General features: G+C 62.2%; 18 protein-coding genes. 9 read left to right on the plus strand and 9 right to left on the minus strand.

Annotated features, from left to right (window positions below; genetic code table 11):
- Positions 1-67 precede the first annotated feature (67 nt).
- From LOY70_RS20175 to LOY70_RS20185, 3 genes are all read left to right on the plus strand, one after another.
- On the plus strand, positions 68-1,018 hold the full coding sequence (locus LOY70_RS20175; RefSeq protein WP_265029069.1) for a nucleoside-specific channel-forming protein Tsx: 951 nt from the start codon (positions 68-70) through the stop codon (positions 1,016-1,018).
- A gap of 41 nt (positions 1,019-1,059) precedes the next feature.
- Positions 1,060-2,085, plus strand: coding sequence for a purine-nucleoside phosphorylase (locus tag LOY70_RS20180; protein WP_265029070.1), 1,026 nt, complete (start codon positions 1,060-1,062; stop codon positions 2,083-2,085).
- 247 nt (positions 2,086-2,332) lie between these two features.
- On the plus strand, positions 2,333-2,617 hold the full coding sequence (locus LOY70_RS20185) for a hypothetical protein (protein ID WP_265029071.1): 285 nt from the start codon (positions 2,333-2,335) through the stop codon (positions 2,615-2,617).
- Between the two features lie 5 nt (positions 2,618-2,622).
- Here the strand turns inward: LOY70_RS20185 and LOY70_RS20190 are convergent, their stop codons facing one another.
- The gene (locus LOY70_RS20190) at positions 2,623-3,075 is read right to left on the minus strand and encodes a DMT family transporter (RefSeq protein WP_265029072.1); all 453 of its coding nucleotides are present in this window, start codon (positions 3,073-3,075) and stop codon (positions 2,623-2,625) included.
- Between the two features lie 2 nt (positions 3,076-3,077).
- The gene (locus LOY70_RS20195; RefSeq protein WP_265029073.1) at positions 3,078-3,575 is read right to left on the minus strand and encodes a DMT family transporter; all 498 of its coding nucleotides are present in this window, start codon (positions 3,573-3,575) and stop codon (positions 3,078-3,080) included.
- A 112-nt stretch (positions 3,576-3,687) separates the two neighbouring features.
- Between LOY70_RS20195 and LOY70_RS20200 the strand changes: the two genes are divergently transcribed.
- Complete coding sequence (locus LOY70_RS20200) at positions 3,688-4,620, plus strand: LysR family transcriptional regulator (protein WP_265029074.1); 933 nt, start codon at positions 3,688-3,690, stop codon at positions 4,618-4,620.
- A 14-nt stretch (positions 4,621-4,634) separates the two neighbouring features.
- Here LOY70_RS20200 and LOY70_RS20205 read toward each other — a convergent pair whose 3' ends face one another.
- A complete protein-coding gene (locus LOY70_RS20205) occupies positions 4,635-5,237 on the minus strand; it encodes an NADPH-dependent F420 reductase (protein WP_265038137.1) in 603 nt (200 codons plus the stop codon).
- 142 nt (positions 5,238-5,379) lie between these two features.
- Between LOY70_RS20205 and LOY70_RS20210 the strand changes: the two genes are divergently transcribed.
- The gene (locus tag LOY70_RS20210; protein WP_265029075.1) at positions 5,380-6,309 is read left to right on the plus strand and encodes a LysR family transcriptional regulator; all 930 of its coding nucleotides are present in this window, start codon (positions 5,380-5,382) and stop codon (positions 6,307-6,309) included.
- 105 nt (positions 6,310-6,414) lie between these two features.
- The gene (locus tag LOY70_RS20215; protein WP_265029076.1) at positions 6,415-7,002 is read left to right on the plus strand and encodes a hypothetical protein; all 588 of its coding nucleotides are present in this window, start codon (positions 6,415-6,417) and stop codon (positions 7,000-7,002) included.
- A gap of 118 nt (positions 7,003-7,120) precedes the next feature.
- Here the strand turns inward: LOY70_RS20215 and LOY70_RS20220 are convergent, their stop codons facing one another.
- From LOY70_RS20220 to LOY70_RS20230, 3 genes are all read right to left on the minus strand, one after another.
- Complete coding sequence (locus LOY70_RS20220; RefSeq protein ID WP_265029077.1) at positions 7,121-7,837, minus strand: alpha/beta hydrolase; 717 nt, start codon at positions 7,835-7,837, stop codon at positions 7,121-7,123.
- Between the two features lie 64 nt (positions 7,838-7,901).
- Positions 7,902-9,014 carry a M14 family metallopeptidase gene (locus LOY70_RS20225; RefSeq protein ID WP_265029078.1) on the minus strand — a complete coding sequence of 371 codons (1,113 nt, stop codon included), beginning with the start codon at positions 9,012-9,014 and terminating at the stop codon, positions 7,902-7,904.
- A 103-nt stretch (positions 9,015-9,117) separates the two neighbouring features.
- Positions 9,118-9,897 (minus strand): ABC transporter substrate-binding protein, encoded by a 780-nt coding sequence (locus LOY70_RS20230; protein ID WP_265029079.1) that lies wholly within the window; start codon positions 9,895-9,897, stop codon positions 9,118-9,120.
- Between the two features lie 1,186 nt (positions 9,898-11,083).
- Between LOY70_RS20230 and LOY70_RS20235 the strand changes: the two genes are divergently transcribed.
- The gene (locus tag LOY70_RS20235; RefSeq protein ID WP_265029080.1) at positions 11,084-11,368 is read left to right on the plus strand and encodes a fructose-bisphosphate aldolase; all 285 of its coding nucleotides are present in this window, start codon (positions 11,084-11,086) and stop codon (positions 11,366-11,368) included.
- Positions 11,369-11,779: 411 nt separating this feature from the next.
- Here LOY70_RS20235 and LOY70_RS20240 read toward each other — a convergent pair whose 3' ends face one another.
- A complete protein-coding gene (locus LOY70_RS20240; protein ID WP_123343087.1) occupies positions 11,780-12,214 on the minus strand; it encodes a rhodanese-like domain-containing protein in 435 nt (144 codons plus the stop codon).
- A 102-nt stretch (positions 12,215-12,316) separates the two neighbouring features.
- Here LOY70_RS20240 and ftrA point away from each other — a divergent pair, with 102 nt between their 5' ends.
- Positions 12,317-13,276 carry a transcriptional regulator FtrA gene (ftrA, locus tag LOY70_RS20245; protein WP_123343086.1) on the plus strand — a complete coding sequence of 320 codons (960 nt, stop codon included), beginning with the start codon at positions 12,317-12,319 and terminating at the stop codon, positions 13,274-13,276.
- Between the two features lie 169 nt (positions 13,277-13,445).
- On the opposite strand, the gene cobF is transcribed toward ftrA, so the two are convergent.
- Positions 13,446-14,204, minus strand: a complete 759-nt coding sequence (gene cobF, locus LOY70_RS20250) for a precorrin-6A synthase (deacetylating) (protein ID WP_265029081.1) — start codon at positions 14,202-14,204, stop codon at positions 13,446-13,448.
- The gene (locus LOY70_RS20255; RefSeq protein WP_265029082.1) at positions 14,201-14,779 is read right to left on the minus strand and encodes a histidine phosphatase family protein; all 579 of its coding nucleotides are present in this window, start codon (positions 14,777-14,779) and stop codon (positions 14,201-14,203) included. Before LOY70_RS20255 ends, cobF begins: the two co-directional genes overlap by 4 nt.
- Positions 14,780-15,068: 289 nt before the next feature.
- Between LOY70_RS20255 and LOY70_RS20260 the strand changes: the two genes are divergently transcribed.
- On the plus strand, positions 15,069-15,923 hold the full coding sequence (locus tag LOY70_RS20260; protein WP_265029083.1) for a MurR/RpiR family transcriptional regulator: 855 nt from the start codon (positions 15,069-15,071) through the stop codon (positions 15,921-15,923).
- Positions 15,924-15,925 lie beyond the last annotated feature (2 nt).

Here is a 15,925-nt window from a genome sequence, read left to right on the forward strand (position 1 = left end):
ACGGATCGATGGCTCTTTCAACCTTCATGGAACGCGGGTTTCGGCTCGCACGGACAAGGACTTTCCAATGCTCTTCCCTTCCCGATGTGGCGCCGTGCCCGGCGTATTCGCAGCTGCCTTGCTACTGAGTGCCGTTACCGGATTACTCAGCTCCCCGACTCAGGCCCAAACGAGCGAGGCGTCCGCCCAAGGCGAAGCCCTCAGCCCCGAAGCCACCCCCACGAAAAAAGGCGCCTACCTGTCGGACTGGTACAACCAGGACCTGACGCTCATCGGCAGCAAAGACATCAGTTTTGGTCCGCAGCCGGTCGACGATGTCTACCTGGAATACGAATACTTCGGACGCAAGGGGCCTTTCGAACTGTATGGCTATGTCGATATCCCGAAGATTTTCAACATTGGCAACAGCCACGACAAAGGTGCCTGGGACCACGGTTCGCCAGTGTTCATGGAACATGAACCGCGGATTTCCATCGACTACCTGGCCGGCCGCAGCCTGGCCATCGGGCCGTTCAAGGAATGGTATGTGGCGTTCGACTGGATCTACGATCACGGCAGCAACAGCGCCAACCGCGCCAACACCTTGTACAGCGGCCTGGGCACCGACATCGACACTCACTCGAGGGTCAACTTGTCGGCCAATTTCTATGGGCGCTATCAATGGGAAAACTACGGCGCCAGCAACGAGTATTCCTGGGACGGTTACCGCGCCCAACTGAAGTACATCGTGCCCATCAGCCAGTTCGGCAATGGCGCCTCGCTGACGTACATCGGCTTTACCAACTTCGACTTCGGTTCAGACCTGCACAAGGACAACCCGGCCCGCACCGCCAACGCCACGGTCGCCACCAACGTCTTGCTGTATTCATTCACGCACCTGCGCTTCACCCTGGTGGGCCGTTACTTCCACAACGGCGGCAACTGGCAGGACGGCAGCGAGCTCAATTTTGGCGACGGCGACTTTCGCGCCCGCTCCGATGGCTGGGGATACTACGCCGGCGTCGGCTACCAGTTCTGACCTGTCGAAACACACTTAGCATCCATGGAGGTAACGCACACATGAACAAACGCCTGCTTGCTTCAATCGGCCTGGCCGGTACGGCCCTCTTCTGCTCAGCCGCCGGGGCCGCACCGCCGTATCAGCCCAAGGTCATGCTGATCACGATGTTCGCCCCCGAGGCGCAGAATTGGATCGAACGCCTGGCGCTCAAGGATGAAATCCGCGTGCCGGGACTGTCCGCCCAGTACCCGGCCATCCACTGCAACACCCAGCGGGTCTGCCTGCTGATCACCGGCATGGGCCAGACCAATGCGGCAGCTTCGACCCTGGCCCTGGCGCTCTCGCCGACCGTCGACCTGCGCAAGAGCTATTTCCTGGTAGCCGGGATCGCCGGCATCAACCCGCACCATGGCTCCCTCGGCACAGCCGCCTGGGCCCATTACCTGGTGGAGTTCGGTACTCAATGGGAGCTGGACTCACGGGACGCGCCCAAGGACTGGCCCACCGGCTACCTGGGCATCAATACCAAGGGGCCGAACGAAAAACCACCGTTGGACTACAAGACCGAAGTCTTCGAACTCAACCCGGCCCTGCAGGCCAAAGCGTTCGCCCTCAGCCAGAACGTGGCCCTGGCCGAAAGCAAGGAATCGGCGGCCTGGCGCCTGAAATACCCCTACGCACCGGCCAACCAGCCGCCAGCGGTGACCCGCTGCGACACGGTGGCGGGCAACACCTGGTTTTCCGGTACGCGCCTGAGCGAACGCGCCGAAGTCTGGACGCGCCTGCTCACGGACAACAAAGGCGTGTATTGCACGACCCAACAGGAAGACAACTCCACCTACGAAGCCTTGCTACGGGCCAGTCGCGAAGGCCGGGTGGACATCAACCGGCTGGCGGTTCTGCGGGCCGGATCCGACTTCGACCGTCCCGAGCCTGGCGGCAGCGAAGTGGACAACCTGCTCAAGTACGCCGACCAGGGCGCGTTCGTCCCTGCGTTGGAAAACCTGTTCCGCACCGGTAACCCACTGGTGCAGGACATTGTGAAGAACTGGTCGGCCTGGAAAAACGGGGTGCCAGGCCTCTGATCCCTCAGGACCTGGATCCTTTGTGGCGAGGGGATTTATCCCCGCTGGGTCGCGAAGCGGCCCCAAGTCTGGCCCGCCGGATAACCGGGGTTCAGGACCGCTTCGCGCTCAACGGGGATAAATCCCCTCGCCACAGGGAACCGTTGAGCGACGGAGGTTGGGCTGTTCTCAACGGATCATCCAATGGAATTTTCCATTCCGGGCGGGATCATTTGAACATCAACCGCGCGCCCCGAGGAGACCGCCGATGCCTCTCACCCCCTCCGCCGCCGACAGCACTCACCTGGACTACGGTCTCGACACCCTGTTCGGCCGCCAGACCAAAAGTATCGACTGCCAATACGACGTCCAGCGCCTCGACGAGGACAAACCGGTGTGGTTCGCGCTGCACGTTCAACCGCCGATGCCGGACGACCTGGACAAGGCCGAGATCGTGGTGTTCAGCGCCGAGGGCCGGCGCCTGAGCGGCATTGTCCGCAGCACTGAACGCCTGGCCGATGGCAGCCTGCAACTGAACGTGGAGCCCGACTGAGCCGTTCAGGCCTGACGGGCATTGCTGCGATACATGAACACCAGCGCCAATGCCAGGCAGGCCATGGCCAGGATCCGGCTACCGGACAATTCGATGGCCGGGTTGCCCAGCCAGCCGAAGTTGTCGATCAGCATGCCCATGCCCAGTTGGCCGACAATCACCGCCACTGTCGCCACCGCCGTGCCAACCCTGGGCACGGCACCTACCATAACGATCATGTAGACGACCCCGAACAATGCACCGCTGAGTTGCCATTTCGGCACCTCCAGCAGGGAGACCGCGTGGGCAGGTTCGAAGAATACGATCAGCAATCCGGTAGTCACCGTGCCTACCGTGAACGTCAGCAGGCTGCTGCGCAACACACCGACCGTCTGGCCCAGGTGCCCATTGATGGCCGCCTGCACACTCAACACCGCACCGGCCGCGACGACCACCAGCAACAAAACAAACAGGTTCATGTTCAACCTCGGGCAATCAGGACAAGGGCGACGACAATCAGGGCCAACGCCAGCCAGCGCTCGCCATTGACCCGCTTGCGGGCCGTCCCGAACCAGCCGAAGTGATCGATCAGGACACTTTTACCCACCTGGCCGGAGAGAATCGCAATCATGGTCATGGCGATGCCAATGTGGGGCGTGGCGAGTGTCAGCACCACCACATAGATCGGACCGAGAAAACCGCCGATCAACTGCCAGCGCGGCAACTCATGCAAGGCCGGGCCTTGCTGCCGGCCACTGAGCAACAACAGCAGGAAAAGAAGCGCGGAACCGACGCCGAAGATGCTCAGCGTGGCCCACAGATGCCCGACCCGGGCCCCAAGTGGCCCGAGCAGGCCGGCCTCCACCGACAAGCCCATGCCGGCCAGGATCACCAGGGGCAGCAGTAGCCAGCGCAGCGATGCCCGGGGTCTGGAGGCCGTCGAGACCGGCGCGGCCTCGCCGAGTGAAGATGCTTGCATGATCAGGACCTGTTCATTGAAAGATGGTCGGCATTATCGGCTGGTGCCGCTTTGCGATAAATGTGAGTATCCCGATAATACTTTTGCGCAATACGCACAGGAAAGCCGCATCATGCACGGCCTCAATGAACTGGGTTTCAAGGCACTGCGATTGTTTGTCGCCGTGCTCGATCACGGCAGTTTCTCGGAAGTAGCACGGCGCGAAGGCCTGGCGCCGTCCTCGATTTCCCGGCAGATCCAGCTGATGGAACAGGCCCTGAACCAACAGTTGCTCTATCGCCACACCCGGGCCGTCTCACCCACCGAGGCTGGCCGCCTGTTGGGGCATCATGCTCGGCTGCTGCTGGTGCAACTGGAGGAAGCCGAACAGGCGCTGCAGGAGCAACACAGCGAGCCGTCTGGACTGGTGCGGATCAACGCCCCGGTGGTGTTTGGGCAGCGCCACCTGACACCGTGGCTGGGGCCGTTATGCGAGCGCTATCCGAAGTTGCAACTGGAGATCCAGCAGACCGACAGCTACGTCGATCCCCTGCAAGAAGGCGCCGACCTACTGTTTCGCATCGGCCCGTTGCACGATTCGAGCATGCAGGCACGGATCCTCGCGCCCCATCGTTTCCAGATCGCCGCCAGCCCGACCTACCTGGCCCGCCACGGCGCGCCACTCAAGCCCCAGGACCTGGCTCACCACCAGTGCCTGGCCTACAAAGGCGTGAGCGGCCAGCAGCGCTGGTTCTTCCGCCGCCCGGGCCAGGCCTGGACGCCCTACAGCGTCAGAGGTCCGATTACCGGCAACCACGCCGACACCTTGACCCAGGCCGCCGAACAAGGCCTGGGACTGGTGATGTTCCCGTCGTGGCTGATCGGCGAAGCCCTGCGCACCGGCACACTGGTCCCGGTGCTGCAGGATTACCAGGCGTCCAACAGCCTCGAACCCCAGCAGATCGCCATCCTCTGGCCGGGCAGCCGACGCCTGTCGGTGAAGGTCCGCACGGTGATCGATTTCTTCCTGGAGTGTTTTGGCGAAGTGCCTTACTGGGATCGTTGAGCCTGACGCGGGGCTCAGTCGAACTTGACCAGGTTCAGCACCGGCAGCGGGCCGCCCGGGAACTGGGTCAAGCGTGCGCCGACACTCAACGGGCCCAGGTCCACGCCGAAAAAGCCCAGGCGCTCGATCAACTGCGCGACTTCACCCCGTGCCTGCGCGTCGTCACCGGTCAGGAACAGCACCCGCTTGCCGCCTTCGGACGTCGGGTCCGCCTCCAGCAGGCGCGCCAGCAGATGATTGAAGGCCTTGACCACCCGTGCGCCCGGCACCCACTCGCTGAACACCTCGGTCGAAGCCCGGCCCTGGAGATCCACGGCCTTGAACCCCGGCACTTCGATCGCATTGTTGGCGTCGATCACGATGCGCCCGGCAAAATCCGGCAGACCACCCAGCGCCTGGGGTAACTTCGACCAGTTGACCGCCACCAGCACCATCGGCTGGGCGGCGGCCTCCTCCACGGTGCCGGCGCGTACGCTTGGACCGAGGTCAGCCACAAGCTCGGCCAGGCTTTGCGGGCCACGGCTGTTGGCAATGACGACGTTGATGTTCTGGCGGGCCAGGGCCCGAGCGAAAGCACTGCCGATGGCGCCGGCGCCAATGATGCCGATGGAGTCGATGTTGCTCATGTTGTGTGTCCTCAAGGTTGGATAAGCCTGGCGGTGATGTCCGCCGTTGAGGTGCATGGTGCCCTTGCCATTACCTTCTTATTAGCCGGTAATATGGCGAATCATTTTCAAGCATTACTATCAGGTCCATGCCATGGAAAGCCTCGCCAATCTCGAATGCTTTGTTCGCAGCGCCGAAACCGGCAGTTTTTCGGCGGCCGCGCGGTTGCTTGCGCTGACGCCCGCCGCCGTGAGCCGCAACGTGGCGATGCTCGAGCGCAACCTGGGGGTGCGGTTGTTCCAACGCTCGACCCGCAAGCTGTCCCTGACCGAAACGGGAGAACATTTCCTGGCCAGCATCGGTGGCAACTTGCACGCCCTGCAGGCGGCCATTGGTGCGGTGACCACGGAGCGCGGCGAACCGGCCGGCGTCTTGCGTGTCAGCCTCTCGCCAAGTTTCGGCATCGGTCAGGTACTGCCGTTGATGCCGCAATGGCTGGCCCGCTACCCGCTGATCCGTCCGGACTGGCATTTCGAAAACCGCCCGGTGGACCTGATCGCCGAAGGTTTCGACGCGGCCATCGGAGGCGGCTTCGCACTGACGCCCGGGGTGGTATCGCGCACCCTGGCGCCCGCTCACCTGATTGCCGTCGCCAGCCCAGCCTACCTGGCCGAACGCGCCCTGCCCCGACAACCCGAGGACCTGGCCAGTCTGGACAACATCGTGTTGCGGGCCAGCCGCACCGGCCGGGTACGCCAGACTGTGCTGCGCAACGCCGCCGGGCGTGAATGCGCCGTGCAACTGAACGAGTCCATGATCTTCAATGATCCCGTTGCCATGCGTGAGGCCGCCTTGCTGGGTCTGGGCGTGGCCTTGCTGGTGGTGCCCGATGCCCTGCCCTGGCTGGAGCGTGGCGAACTGGTGCGGCTGTTACCGGATTGGTACGTGGACCTTGGTGTGATTTCCCTCTACTACCCCAGCCGCACGCTGATGCCGGCCAAGACCCGGGCCTTTATCGATTTCATCACCGAGCATTTCGAGCGCGAGGCGTTGGCCCGGCGCTTCAGTGCCGGACCGGTTTGAACGTCCATCACCGCAATGACCCGCCCATTCGCCACGGGCGCTGGAGTCAGGCACGGCGCCCATGGGATGATTGGCCTCCAAACGCGATCACCGTGGAGAGTTTCAATGTCATTGCTGAGTAAACACGCCGCCGCCCTGTTGCTGACGGCCATCGCCAGCCTGGTCGCGATATCCGCCCAGGCGGCCCAGCCCAAAACCGCCGGTGATGCGCCGGCGCAGAAGGTTTCGATGCTCGGCGGTAAGTTCCTCTTCACCTTGCCCAAGGGGTTCATCGCAACACCATTGCCCGCCGGTGACGCCGCCCAGGGTACCGCTGGCGCGACAGGAACGATGTACAGCAATGCCACCAGCCGGACCGTGGTGATCGCCGCAGAGAACACCATTATCAACGGCGCGAAGGTGAAAGATGATGATGGTGCGTTCCTCGACGCCACCATGGGCGACTTCGCTGCCCAGCGAACCACAGCGCTGCCGGACGCCAAGATCCTGAGCGCAAAAGGCCTGACCCAGAAAGGCACCGGCCTGGGCCTGCGTCAGCTCGACACCAGCGCCACCCAGGGCGGCGGGCCGACCCTCGACACCACGTTGCTGGCTGCCTCCGGCACACGTATGGCGGTGGTTCAGGTCATCTCCCGGGCCAGCGACAAGGCGGGTCATGAGACGTTGGTGAAACAGATCGCCAGCGGTCAATAAGCGCCCCAGAACATGTGGGAGCCGAGCTTGCTCGCGATGGCGTCGGCACACCCGACTTTGATGCAAGCTGACCCACCGCTATCGCGAGCAAGCTCGCTCCCACAGGGATTTACAGTGATCAGGGGTTGAGCCGCTCCAGCCAGGCCCGCAGGTCTTGCACTTCCAGGGCGCTGATGCTGTGACCCACGCCCGGGTAGGCATGGAATTCGGGTTCCAGGGCCAAGGTCTTGAGGAAGGTGTTGGCCTCGGTACCGTCGTGATAAGGGATGACCGGGTCTGCCGTGCCGTGGCCGATGAACACGGCCAGTGTCCGGCGCGACTCGTCGGGGGTCAGTTCAGCCTGTAGCACCGGCAGGACCTTTCCGCCCATCGCGGCAATCCCGCCAACAGCCTCGGGGTGTCGCAGCGCCACCTCATAGCTCATCATGGCGCCCTGGCTGAAGCCCACCAGATAGACATTGCTCGCGTCGGTCAGGTACTTGGCCCGGGCCTTCTCGATGAACGCCAACAGCATCTGGCCGCTGGCCTTCAGGTCTGACGTGTCGCCGTCATAGGCGCCCTCACCCTTCTTGGCGAACCACTGGTAGTGATCCGGCTCCATGGTTTTGGGGGCCCGCACCGAGAGGTAATTGTAGTCTTTGGGCAGTTCTTCCCTGAGTTCGAACAGGTCCTGTTCGTTGCTGCCGGAGCCATGCAGAAAGATCACCAGCGGTCGGTTCCTGGCCTGTTCATCGACGTGGGCGAGGTAGTTGAGCGGCAAGTCCGTGTGCAGCGAGGGCTGGGCCTGCAACCCGGACGAAACCAGCAACAGGAACAGGGCGAGCGCTTTAAACATTGATCTTCCTCCATCGTTCGATAGCCACACGGCAAACACCGTGCGGTGAGGTAGACAGCACTTATCAGTCGTTGATCAATTTCCCCACGCGAATCGGCTCACGCCCGGCGACTTTCGCCTGCCAGATCCCCGGCTGGGTGTAGCGCCCGCGGTCCAGGGCGAATAGCACACCGCTGGTGCCGGCCCGCACGGTGGTGACCCGGTCGCTCAGCGGATCGACCACTTCAAACAACGGATCGCCCTGCTCCACCCACTCCCCGGCTTCACGCAGGAAACTCACGACGCCATGGTGCGGCGCGAACAGGTATTGCGTGCCTTCGAATGGAAAGCCTTCACAGCATTCGCTGGGCGCGGGCGGCCAGTCCCCGGCGATAAGGCCCTGCTCGGCCAGAAACCCGAGGATGGCTTCGCAATTGGCCCGGGCCTGCTCCACCCGGGTGTCGCCCATGCTCCCCAGTTCCAGCGTAGTCGCCAGGTTGGCCGGCGGAATCGCCGCTTCGGGAAAAGCCTTGGCCAGGCGCAACCAGGGCGAGGAGCAGGATTCGTCGAACGAACTGCCACCGGAGTCTTCGCACAACAACGCCACCCCGGCGTTCAACCGCGCGGCCAGGGAGCGCCACTGCGGCCAGTGCTGTGGCAAGGCATACAAGTGGATCGCCGCCTCGAAATCGCAATGTAAATCCAGGGTGACATCGGCGTCGCAGGCGTGGCGCAGCAGCAGGCGATGCAGTGCTTCGAGTTGCGAAGGTGGCGCCGGCAGGTCATCGAGGACTTCGGCCATGGTCTGGCGGATCAACGTGATATTGGCGGCTGGATCGTCACCCAGGCGATCACCGATGCGTTGCGCCACCGGGGCGCTGAGTTCGACAAAGGCGCGGTTGAAGTTCTTGCCACTGCCCAACTCGAAACGCCCCATATGAGCGCTTTGCAGATGCTGATCCAGCCCAATGGGATTGGCCACCGGCACCAGTTCGATCACCCCCTTGAGCAGGCCCTGGGCCTCAAGGTCGTTGAGCCGTCGCTTCAGCTCCCAGGCAGTGCGCATGCCCGGCAATTCATCGGCGTGCAGGCTGGCCTGGATATAGGCCTTGCGCGGGCCATGGCCGTAGCGAAACACGCTGAGCCGGCGCTCTGTGCCCAGGTGGCTCCATGGCAGGGTATGGTCGATGCGTTGCATGGGGAACTCCGGATGACGGTATCTCGATAGGCGCAGGGTAAAACAATCGCCCATGAAAAAGGTGGCCGACCGGGTCAACGGCGGGCCACCTTGGACTCAGCGATTAATGCCCGTAGACGTCAAACGCGAAGTATTTGTCCTGGACCTTCTTGTAGGTGCCGTTGGCGCGGATTTCCGTGATGGCGGCGTTGAATTTCTCGGCCAGGGCCTTGTCACCCTTGCGCACCGCAATACCGGCGCCACCGCCGAAATACTTCGCGTCTTCATAGGTCGGGCCGACGAAGGCGAAACCTTTGCCGGCATCGGTTTTCAAGAAGCCGTCGTCGAGGTTGACCGAGTCGGCCAGCATGGCGTCGAGGCGCCCGGCGACCATGTCCAGGTTGGCTTCCTGCTGGGAGCCGTAGCGCACCAGGTTGATGCCCGCCGGCACCAGCACCTCGGTGGCGAAACGGTCATGGGTACTGGCGCGCAGCACACCGACTTTCTTGCCCTTGAGTTCGGTCAGCGGGTCCTTGACCTCGGAACCTTCCTTCATCACGAAACGCGCCGGGGTGTGATAGTACTTGATGGTGAAGTCGACGTTTTTCTTGCGGTCGTCGGTGATGGTCATGGACGAGAGGATCGCGTCGATTTTCTTCACTTTCAGCGCAGGGATCAGGCCGTCGAATTCTTGCTCGACCCAGGTGCACTTGACCTTCATCTGCTCACAGAGCGCGTCACCGATATCGACGTCGAAGCCGGTCAGCTTGCCGTCGGGGGTTTTCATCGAAAACGGTGGATACCCGGCTTCGATCCCGAGGCGGATTGGCTTGGCCTCTTCGGCCACGGCCGACAGGGACAACACGGACAGTGCCAGGGCACCGAACATTGCTAGCTTCTTCATTTTTGCTCCTGAGTGCGCAGGGGTTTTTTTATTGGCAATTATTGGCAGATTCGTAGGCAGCGTTCGGTCAGCGAGGAACCGAAGTGGGCGGGAGTCTAGAGGGGTGCTCGGGAGGGGAATTGTGTTGAGGCGACAAATAGTTATGAAAATAATCAGGGTTGGCTGGGGAGCATTAGGTTTGGGAAAAACCTGACAGGTTTGTAGTTCGGGTGTATATCCATTGCTGCGGTAACGGCGACTTATGGTTCCGCCCTGACGGCGGGTCACTTTCGAAAAGCGCGAAAGTAACCAAAGCGCTTTAGCCCCACCACTCGGTGCCTCGCCTAGGCTCGGCATGCCCGAACGCAGGCATTGCTCCGTGGGCCCGCTGCGAAGGGCCATCCATGGCCCAGCGCAGCTATCCCGGCATCCATGCCGGGATGCCCACTGCGCAATGCCTGCGTTCGGCCATCGTGGTTAATGGGGCGCCGAGATCAACGTCCGGCGCGAGGCGGCCTGATAGCCGACCTGGCTCTTTTGTCGTACTCCGATCCAACTGTGGGAGCGAGCTTGCTCGCGAAAGCGGAGGGCCAGTTTGCGGTGATGTTGGCTGTGCCTACGTCATCGCGAGCAAGCTCGCTCCCACAAATTTTTGACGCTCCGCGTTCCGTTTTTGAAATTGATCGTTCCCACGCTCCGCGTGGGAATGCCGCCAGGGACGCTCCGCGTTCCGCTTCTGAAATCAATTGCTTCCCTGGCCTTCTGAAAATCTCGTAGGAATCCCCCCTTTTGTGGCGAGGGGATTTATCCCCGCTGGGCTGCGAAGCAGCCCCCTCTTTTCGTCAGACCAACCACATGCCCAGGATTTACGGCGGCTGCGCCACCGAGCGGGAGCAAGCTCCCTCGCCACGGGGTTTGCGGGTGTCCTACAGGTCGGTTGTTGCCTCAAAATCCCCTTCTATAGTTGGGCTCACCTGCTGGCGTTAGTCAGCAGGAGGGTTTCGCAGCCCTGGTGAGTTAGAATCACAACCGTCAAGAATCGGCATAGGCATTCGCGCCTACGTTCGGCTTGTCATGGCGGCTGTGTGTGGGAGATCTTCGGGTCTGCCGAGTCCTAACTCCTCGGTCTGCGAACCCGCACATGGCTGCCACCCAATTGTTTCGCAGCAAAACGGTGGAAAATTTTCTCTTGAGTTAGGGATTTACTATGACTACCGAACAATCGTTCCGCCGCTTCACCCCGCTTACTCCAATTGCCAACACCCACCCCGTCCTGTTCATCGATAAAACAGCCCCATTGCCCGAACTCCACGCCTGCGTCAGCGAACGCCTGCATGCCACCCTCGACTACCTGACGCTCATGGCCTGCACGACCCTGCGCGACTCAGCCGAGACCGACATCAATACCGTCACCAACATCGCCCGGATCATGGTCCAGGATGTGGCGGATGTTTTTGGAGTGATTGAACAGCGCGGGCTCGAAGGACAGTAAAGCTCCTCTGGTAGGAGCGAGCGCGCTCCCACAGGAGGAATGCGTCCACCCCAAACCAGGCCGGCTATAAGGCCGCCTCGCGGCGGACGTTGATCTCGGCGCCCCGTTAACCACGCTGGCCGAACGTAGGTATTGCGCAGTGGGCACCTCGGCATGGATGCCGAGGTAGCCGCGCTGGACCATGGATGGTCCTTCGCGGCGGGCCCACGGAGCAATGCCTGCGTTCGGGCATGCCGAGCCTAGGCGAGGCACCGAGTGGTGGGGCTAAAGCGCTTTGGTTACTTTCGCCTGGGCCGGCTTCCGGATTTTCGAAAGTGACCCGCCGTCAGGGCGGAACCCTAAGTAGCCGTTACCGCAGCAACGGATATACACACGAACTATAAAACCCTGTCGTCCCATCTCGGGAAAAAGTCAGCAGTCACAACGGATAGCCTGATCCGCCACACGCTCCACCAAACCGTTCAGACGAAAGCCCTCATCGAGCCACCCCATAACCCCGCCAATCATCTCCTTCACCGGATACCCCAAGGTCGCCAGACGCACCGCCGCCTTGTTCGCGCCATTGCAATGCGGACCGGCGCAATACACCACGAACAGAGTGGTCTTGGGGTAGGCAGCCAAAGCCTCGGCAGTGAGCGTCCGACTTGGCAGGTTGATCGCCCCGGGCACGTGCCCGCGTTCGTAAGCCAGGGGCCCACGCACATCCACCAGCACAAAATCGACATCACCGGCCTGTTGGCTGGCGTGAACGTCGGAACAATCGGTTTCGAACGCCAGGCGACTGCTGAAATGCTGCAGGGCGATCTCGGACGGGGCGGCAGGCACTTCACGAACCAGGCTGGTCATCGGCGGGTACTCCAGGGAGGATGAGGGCGTAAGAAGACTTTATCCGCCTGAGGCTTACCGCTACAGTGGCGTACAAGACACTCTGTGGGAATTTTCCGCCAAATGCAGCCTAACCCCGGTCTGGTCGCGATTCTTGCCTACGACGGCTTGTGCACGTTTGAATTCGGCGTTGCCGTCGAGATCTTCGGCTTGGAGCGACCCGAATTCACGTTCCCCTGGTACCAGCATCGAATCGTCGCGGTCGATGACGGCCCCATGCGCGCCATGGGCGGTTTCCAGGTATTGGCCGATGGCGGCATGGAACTGCTGGAAACGGCGCGAACCATTGTCATACCCGGTTGGCGCAGCCGCAGCGAACCACCTTCCGAAGCCTTGCTCGGCGCATTGCGCAGGGCCCACGCCCGCGGCACGCGTCTGCTCTCGATCTGCTCCGGGGCCTTCGTACTGGCCGCCGCCGGGCTGCTCGATGGGCTGGGCGCCACTACCCACTGGCGCTACACCGACGAACTGGCTGAAAGCTTTCCCGCCGTGCGGGTGGACCCGGATGTGCTGTACGTGGATTCAGGACAGGTCATCACCTCGGCGGGCAGCGCCGCTGGCATCGATGCCTGCCTGCATCTGGTGGCGCGGGACTTTGGGGTCCAGGTCGCTAACACCGTGGCGCGCCGACTGGTGATGTCACCGCAACGCACGGGCGGGCAGGCGCAGTTCATTCCATCACCGGTCAGCCGCACGCCACGCAGCGACCTGTCGAGCGTCATGCAATGGGCCCGCGAACGCCTGCATCACCCCCTCGGCGTGCGCGAACTGGCCAGCCAGGCGGCCATGAGCGAACGGACCTTCTTGCGCCACTTCACCCAAGCCTGCGGCGTGTCACCCAAGGCCTGGCTGCAACATGAACGCCTGGCCCGAGCCCGCGAGTTGCTGGAAAGCACCACGGACAACACCGACAACATCGCGCAGTTGTGCGGCTACCGCTCGGTGGAAAGCTTTCGCGTGGCGTTTCGCAGTGTGGTGGGGTTGGCGCCGTCGGTGTATCGGGAGCGGTTTGGGCGGGGGTGAAGTCAGCCCAGTCAATGGGACTGTCGAACACTGTTGTGGCGAGGGGATTTATCCCCGTTGGGCTGCGAAGCAGCCCTCTCAGTTTGTCAGGCAAGTTTTGTCGGGGTTATTGGGGCCGCTTCGCGCCCCAGAGGGGATAAATCCCCTCGCCACAGGTGGAGTGTCGGCTTCATTGGGGTCTGCGCAGTAGATAGGTATCCATGATCCACCCATGCGCCTGCCGCGCAGCCTGGCGGGTGCGTTCAATGTCATCGGCCACGTCCCCCAGCCGGCCGGCGATGAGGATCTCATCCGGCGTCCCCACATAGGCGCCCCAGTAAATATGCGTCTCAGGATCGCTCACCTGGCGATACGCATCCTCGGCATCGAGCATCACCACCACGTTCGCCGCGTCGCTCACCTGCCCTGTCGCCAACCGGCGTCCGGTGGTGATTTCCAGCGACCCGCCAATGCCGTTCAACGGTACTTTGTGACGGGCCGCAAGGGCCTGGACGCTGGTGATGCCGGGGATCACCTCGAATTCAAAGACGCAGCGACCGGCGTCGAGAATCGTCTGCAGGATGCGCACGGTGCTGTCGTACAACGCCGGATCACCCCACACCAGAAAACCACCGCACTGCCCGTCGGACAATTCTTCATCGATCAGCCGCTCGAAGGTGGCCTGCTTCGCACGGTTCAGCGCTTCGACACTGACGGTGTAGTCCAAGTCGCCGCGTTCACGCTCAGGGCTGTAGGCTTCGACGAAGCGGTACGTACGATCAACAATGTAGCGCTGGCAGATTTCCCGCCGCAGATCCAGCAGCTTGTGCTTGGCCGGCCCTTTGTCCATGAGGAAAAACACGTCCACCCGATTCAAGGCTTTCACCGCCTGCATCGTCAGGTAGTCCGGATCGCCGGCGCCGATGCCGATGACTGATAACTTTTTCATTCCACTGACTCCTGGCCAGGCCCCTGGGCACGCAATCGCCACACGCCGTTGAAACGCAACTCGATGGCGGACAGCGGTTCGATGTCGATTCGGTTGAACGTGGCTGCCGGGCAGTGCAATACATTCACCAGGGCCGCGCGGATCACGAACGGATGGGTGACGGCCAGCCAATGTCCCGGTCGGTCTTCCAGGCTTGCCAGCCAGTCCCCGACGCGGCGACACAACCGGGCTACGGATTCGCCACCATGGGGAACGGCCTCGGGATCGTCGAGCCAGGCTTGCAGTTGTTGCGGCTCGGTCTTGAGCAGGTCATCGATGGACAAACCGCGCCAGCGCCCCAAATCGCAATCGGCCAAGGCCTGGACCACTTGGGGCTCATCGCCGAACAACGCGGCCGTCTGGCGAGTACGCAGCTCGGGCCCACAGAGCACCCGCCGGACATTTCGATAGCCCTGGCCAGCCTCCGGGCGCTGTGCCAACCAGTCGGCCTCCAGCGGTTCTTCCAGGGCAAAGCGCGCCCGCTTCTGGGCGACGGTGCGGGCGTGACAGATCAGGGTCAGGCGGGTGGCTTGCACGCGGCGTACTCACGCAATCAGTGGGCGGATACTCAGGCTTTTTCTTGTACAGCACCTTATATGAAATCAAATAATTTAGACAAAAAGGCGTTATATCTGACACAAACTGAAGCACCGACTGACATATCCCCTCCCGGCAACCAACTCCAAGTCCTACAGGGGTTTCGCACCATCTTCGAGCATTTTAAACGGAACGAAAAAACCACTGGACATGTAGTACCAGCTACATAAATACTATTTTCAGGAGTAATGAAAGAAATCCAACACACCATCCCAGCAAGGAGCACGGATGCCGCCCCTCAGAGACCTGATCACCGATCCCGGCCTCGTTTTGACGCCGTCGGAACGCAAGGTCGTACGAGCCCTGCTCGATCACTATCCACGCAACGGCCTCGGCCCGATGTCGCGCCTGTCGGACCATGCCGGCGTCAGCGACCCGACCATCGTGCGGCTGGTGAAAAAACTCGGGTTTGGCGGTTATGCCGAATTCCAGGATGCGCTGCTCAGTGACATGGACCATCGCCTGCGCTCCCCTCGCACGCTGTTGCAACCACGGGCCAAATTGCCGCAAGGCGATACCTGGAGCCAGTACCTGGCGGCCAGCCAACGCGCCCTCATCAACACCCAGGCCCTGACCCAGCCCGAAGACGTGCGCATTCTCGTCCAGTGGCTGCTCGACAGCCGGCACCAGGTACATTGCTTCGGTGGACGCTTCAGCAGCTTTCTTGCCCACTACCTGCTCAACCACTTGCGCCTGCTGCGCGCCGGCTGTTTTGCCCTGGAAGACAACGCCCAGTTGCCTGACCGGCTGTTCGACGTGCAGCGCCAGGACGTGGTGTTGATCTTCGATTATCGTCGCTACCAGGCCCAGGCCCAGCGTGTAGCCAGCGCGGCCAAGGAACGCCACGCCCGGGTCGTGCTGTTCAGCGACGTCTACGCTTCTCCCTTGCGCGAACTGGCCGACCTGATCATCAGCGCGCCGGTGGAGTCGGTCTCGGCCTTCGACAGCCTGGTACCGGCGCTGGCCCAGGTCGAGGCGCTGATCGCCTGCATGACCTTGCATTGCCCTGACCTGGCCGAACGCCTGGAAGGTATCGATGCCTTGCGCACGGAATTCAACACGCACTTGTTGGAGGAAAAATAAGG

The sequence above is a fragment of the Pseudomonas sp. B21-054 genome (assembly GCF_026016345.1).
Classification (GTDB): Bacteria; Pseudomonadota; Gammaproteobacteria; order Pseudomonadales; family Pseudomonadaceae; genus Aquipseudomonas.

What these genes read in the sequence shown, in the direction of transcription:
- LOY70_RS20240 (WP_123343087.1), bottom strand. Translation starts at nt 12,214, where the DNA reads ATGACCAGCCTGGTTCGTGAAGTGCCTGCCGCCCCGTCCGAGATCGCC.
- LOY70_RS20200 (WP_265029074.1), top strand. Translation starts at nt 3,688, where the DNA reads ATGCACGGCCTCAATGAACTGGGTTTCAAGGCACTGCGATTGTTTGTC.
- LOY70_RS20235 (WP_265029080.1), top strand. Translation starts at nt 11,084, where the DNA reads ATGACTACCGAACAATCGTTCCGCCGCTTCACCCCGCTTACTCCAATT.
- LOY70_RS20195 (WP_265029073.1), bottom strand. Translation starts at nt 3,575, where the DNA reads ATGCAAGCATCTTCACTCGGCGAGGCCGCGCCGGTCTCGACGGCCTCC.
- cobF (WP_265029081.1), bottom strand. Translation starts at nt 14,204, where the DNA reads ATGAAAAAGTTATCAGTCATCGGCATCGGCGCCGGCGATCCGGACTAC.
- ftrA (WP_123343086.1), top strand. Translation starts at nt 12,317, where the DNA reads ATGCAGCCTAACCCCGGTCTGGTCGCGATTCTTGCCTACGACGGCTTG.
- LOY70_RS20190 (WP_265029072.1), bottom strand. Translation starts at nt 3,075, where the DNA reads ATGAACCTGTTTGTTTTGTTGCTGGTGGTCGTCGCGGCCGGTGCGGTG.
- LOY70_RS20260 (WP_265029083.1), top strand. Translation starts at nt 15,069, where the DNA reads ATGCCGCCCCTCAGAGACCTGATCACCGATCCCGGCCTCGTTTTGACG.
- LOY70_RS20175 (WP_265029069.1), top strand. Translation starts at nt 68, where the DNA reads ATGCTCTTCCCTTCCCGATGTGGCGCCGTGCCCGGCGTATTCGCAGCT.
- LOY70_RS20180 (WP_265029070.1), top strand. Translation starts at nt 1,060, where the DNA reads ATGAACAAACGCCTGCTTGCTTCAATCGGCCTGGCCGGTACGGCCCTC.
- LOY70_RS20230 (WP_265029079.1), bottom strand. Translation starts at nt 9,897, where the DNA reads ATGAAGAAGCTAGCAATGTTCGGTGCCCTGGCACTGTCCGTGTTGTCC.
- LOY70_RS20225 (WP_265029078.1), bottom strand. Translation starts at nt 9,014, where the DNA reads ATGCAACGCATCGACCATACCCTGCCATGGAGCCACCTGGGCACAGAG.
- LOY70_RS20185 (WP_265029071.1), top strand. Translation starts at nt 2,333, where the DNA reads ATGCCTCTCACCCCCTCCGCCGCCGACAGCACTCACCTGGACTACGGT.
- LOY70_RS20220 (WP_265029077.1), bottom strand. Translation starts at nt 7,837, where the DNA reads ATGTTTAAAGCGCTCGCCCTGTTCCTGTTGCTGGTTTCGTCCGGGTTG.
- LOY70_RS20210 (WP_265029075.1), top strand. Translation starts at nt 5,380, where the DNA reads ATGGAAAGCCTCGCCAATCTCGAATGCTTTGTTCGCAGCGCCGAAACC.
- LOY70_RS20215 (WP_265029076.1), top strand. Translation starts at nt 6,415, where the DNA reads ATGTCATTGCTGAGTAAACACGCCGCCGCCCTGTTGCTGACGGCCATC.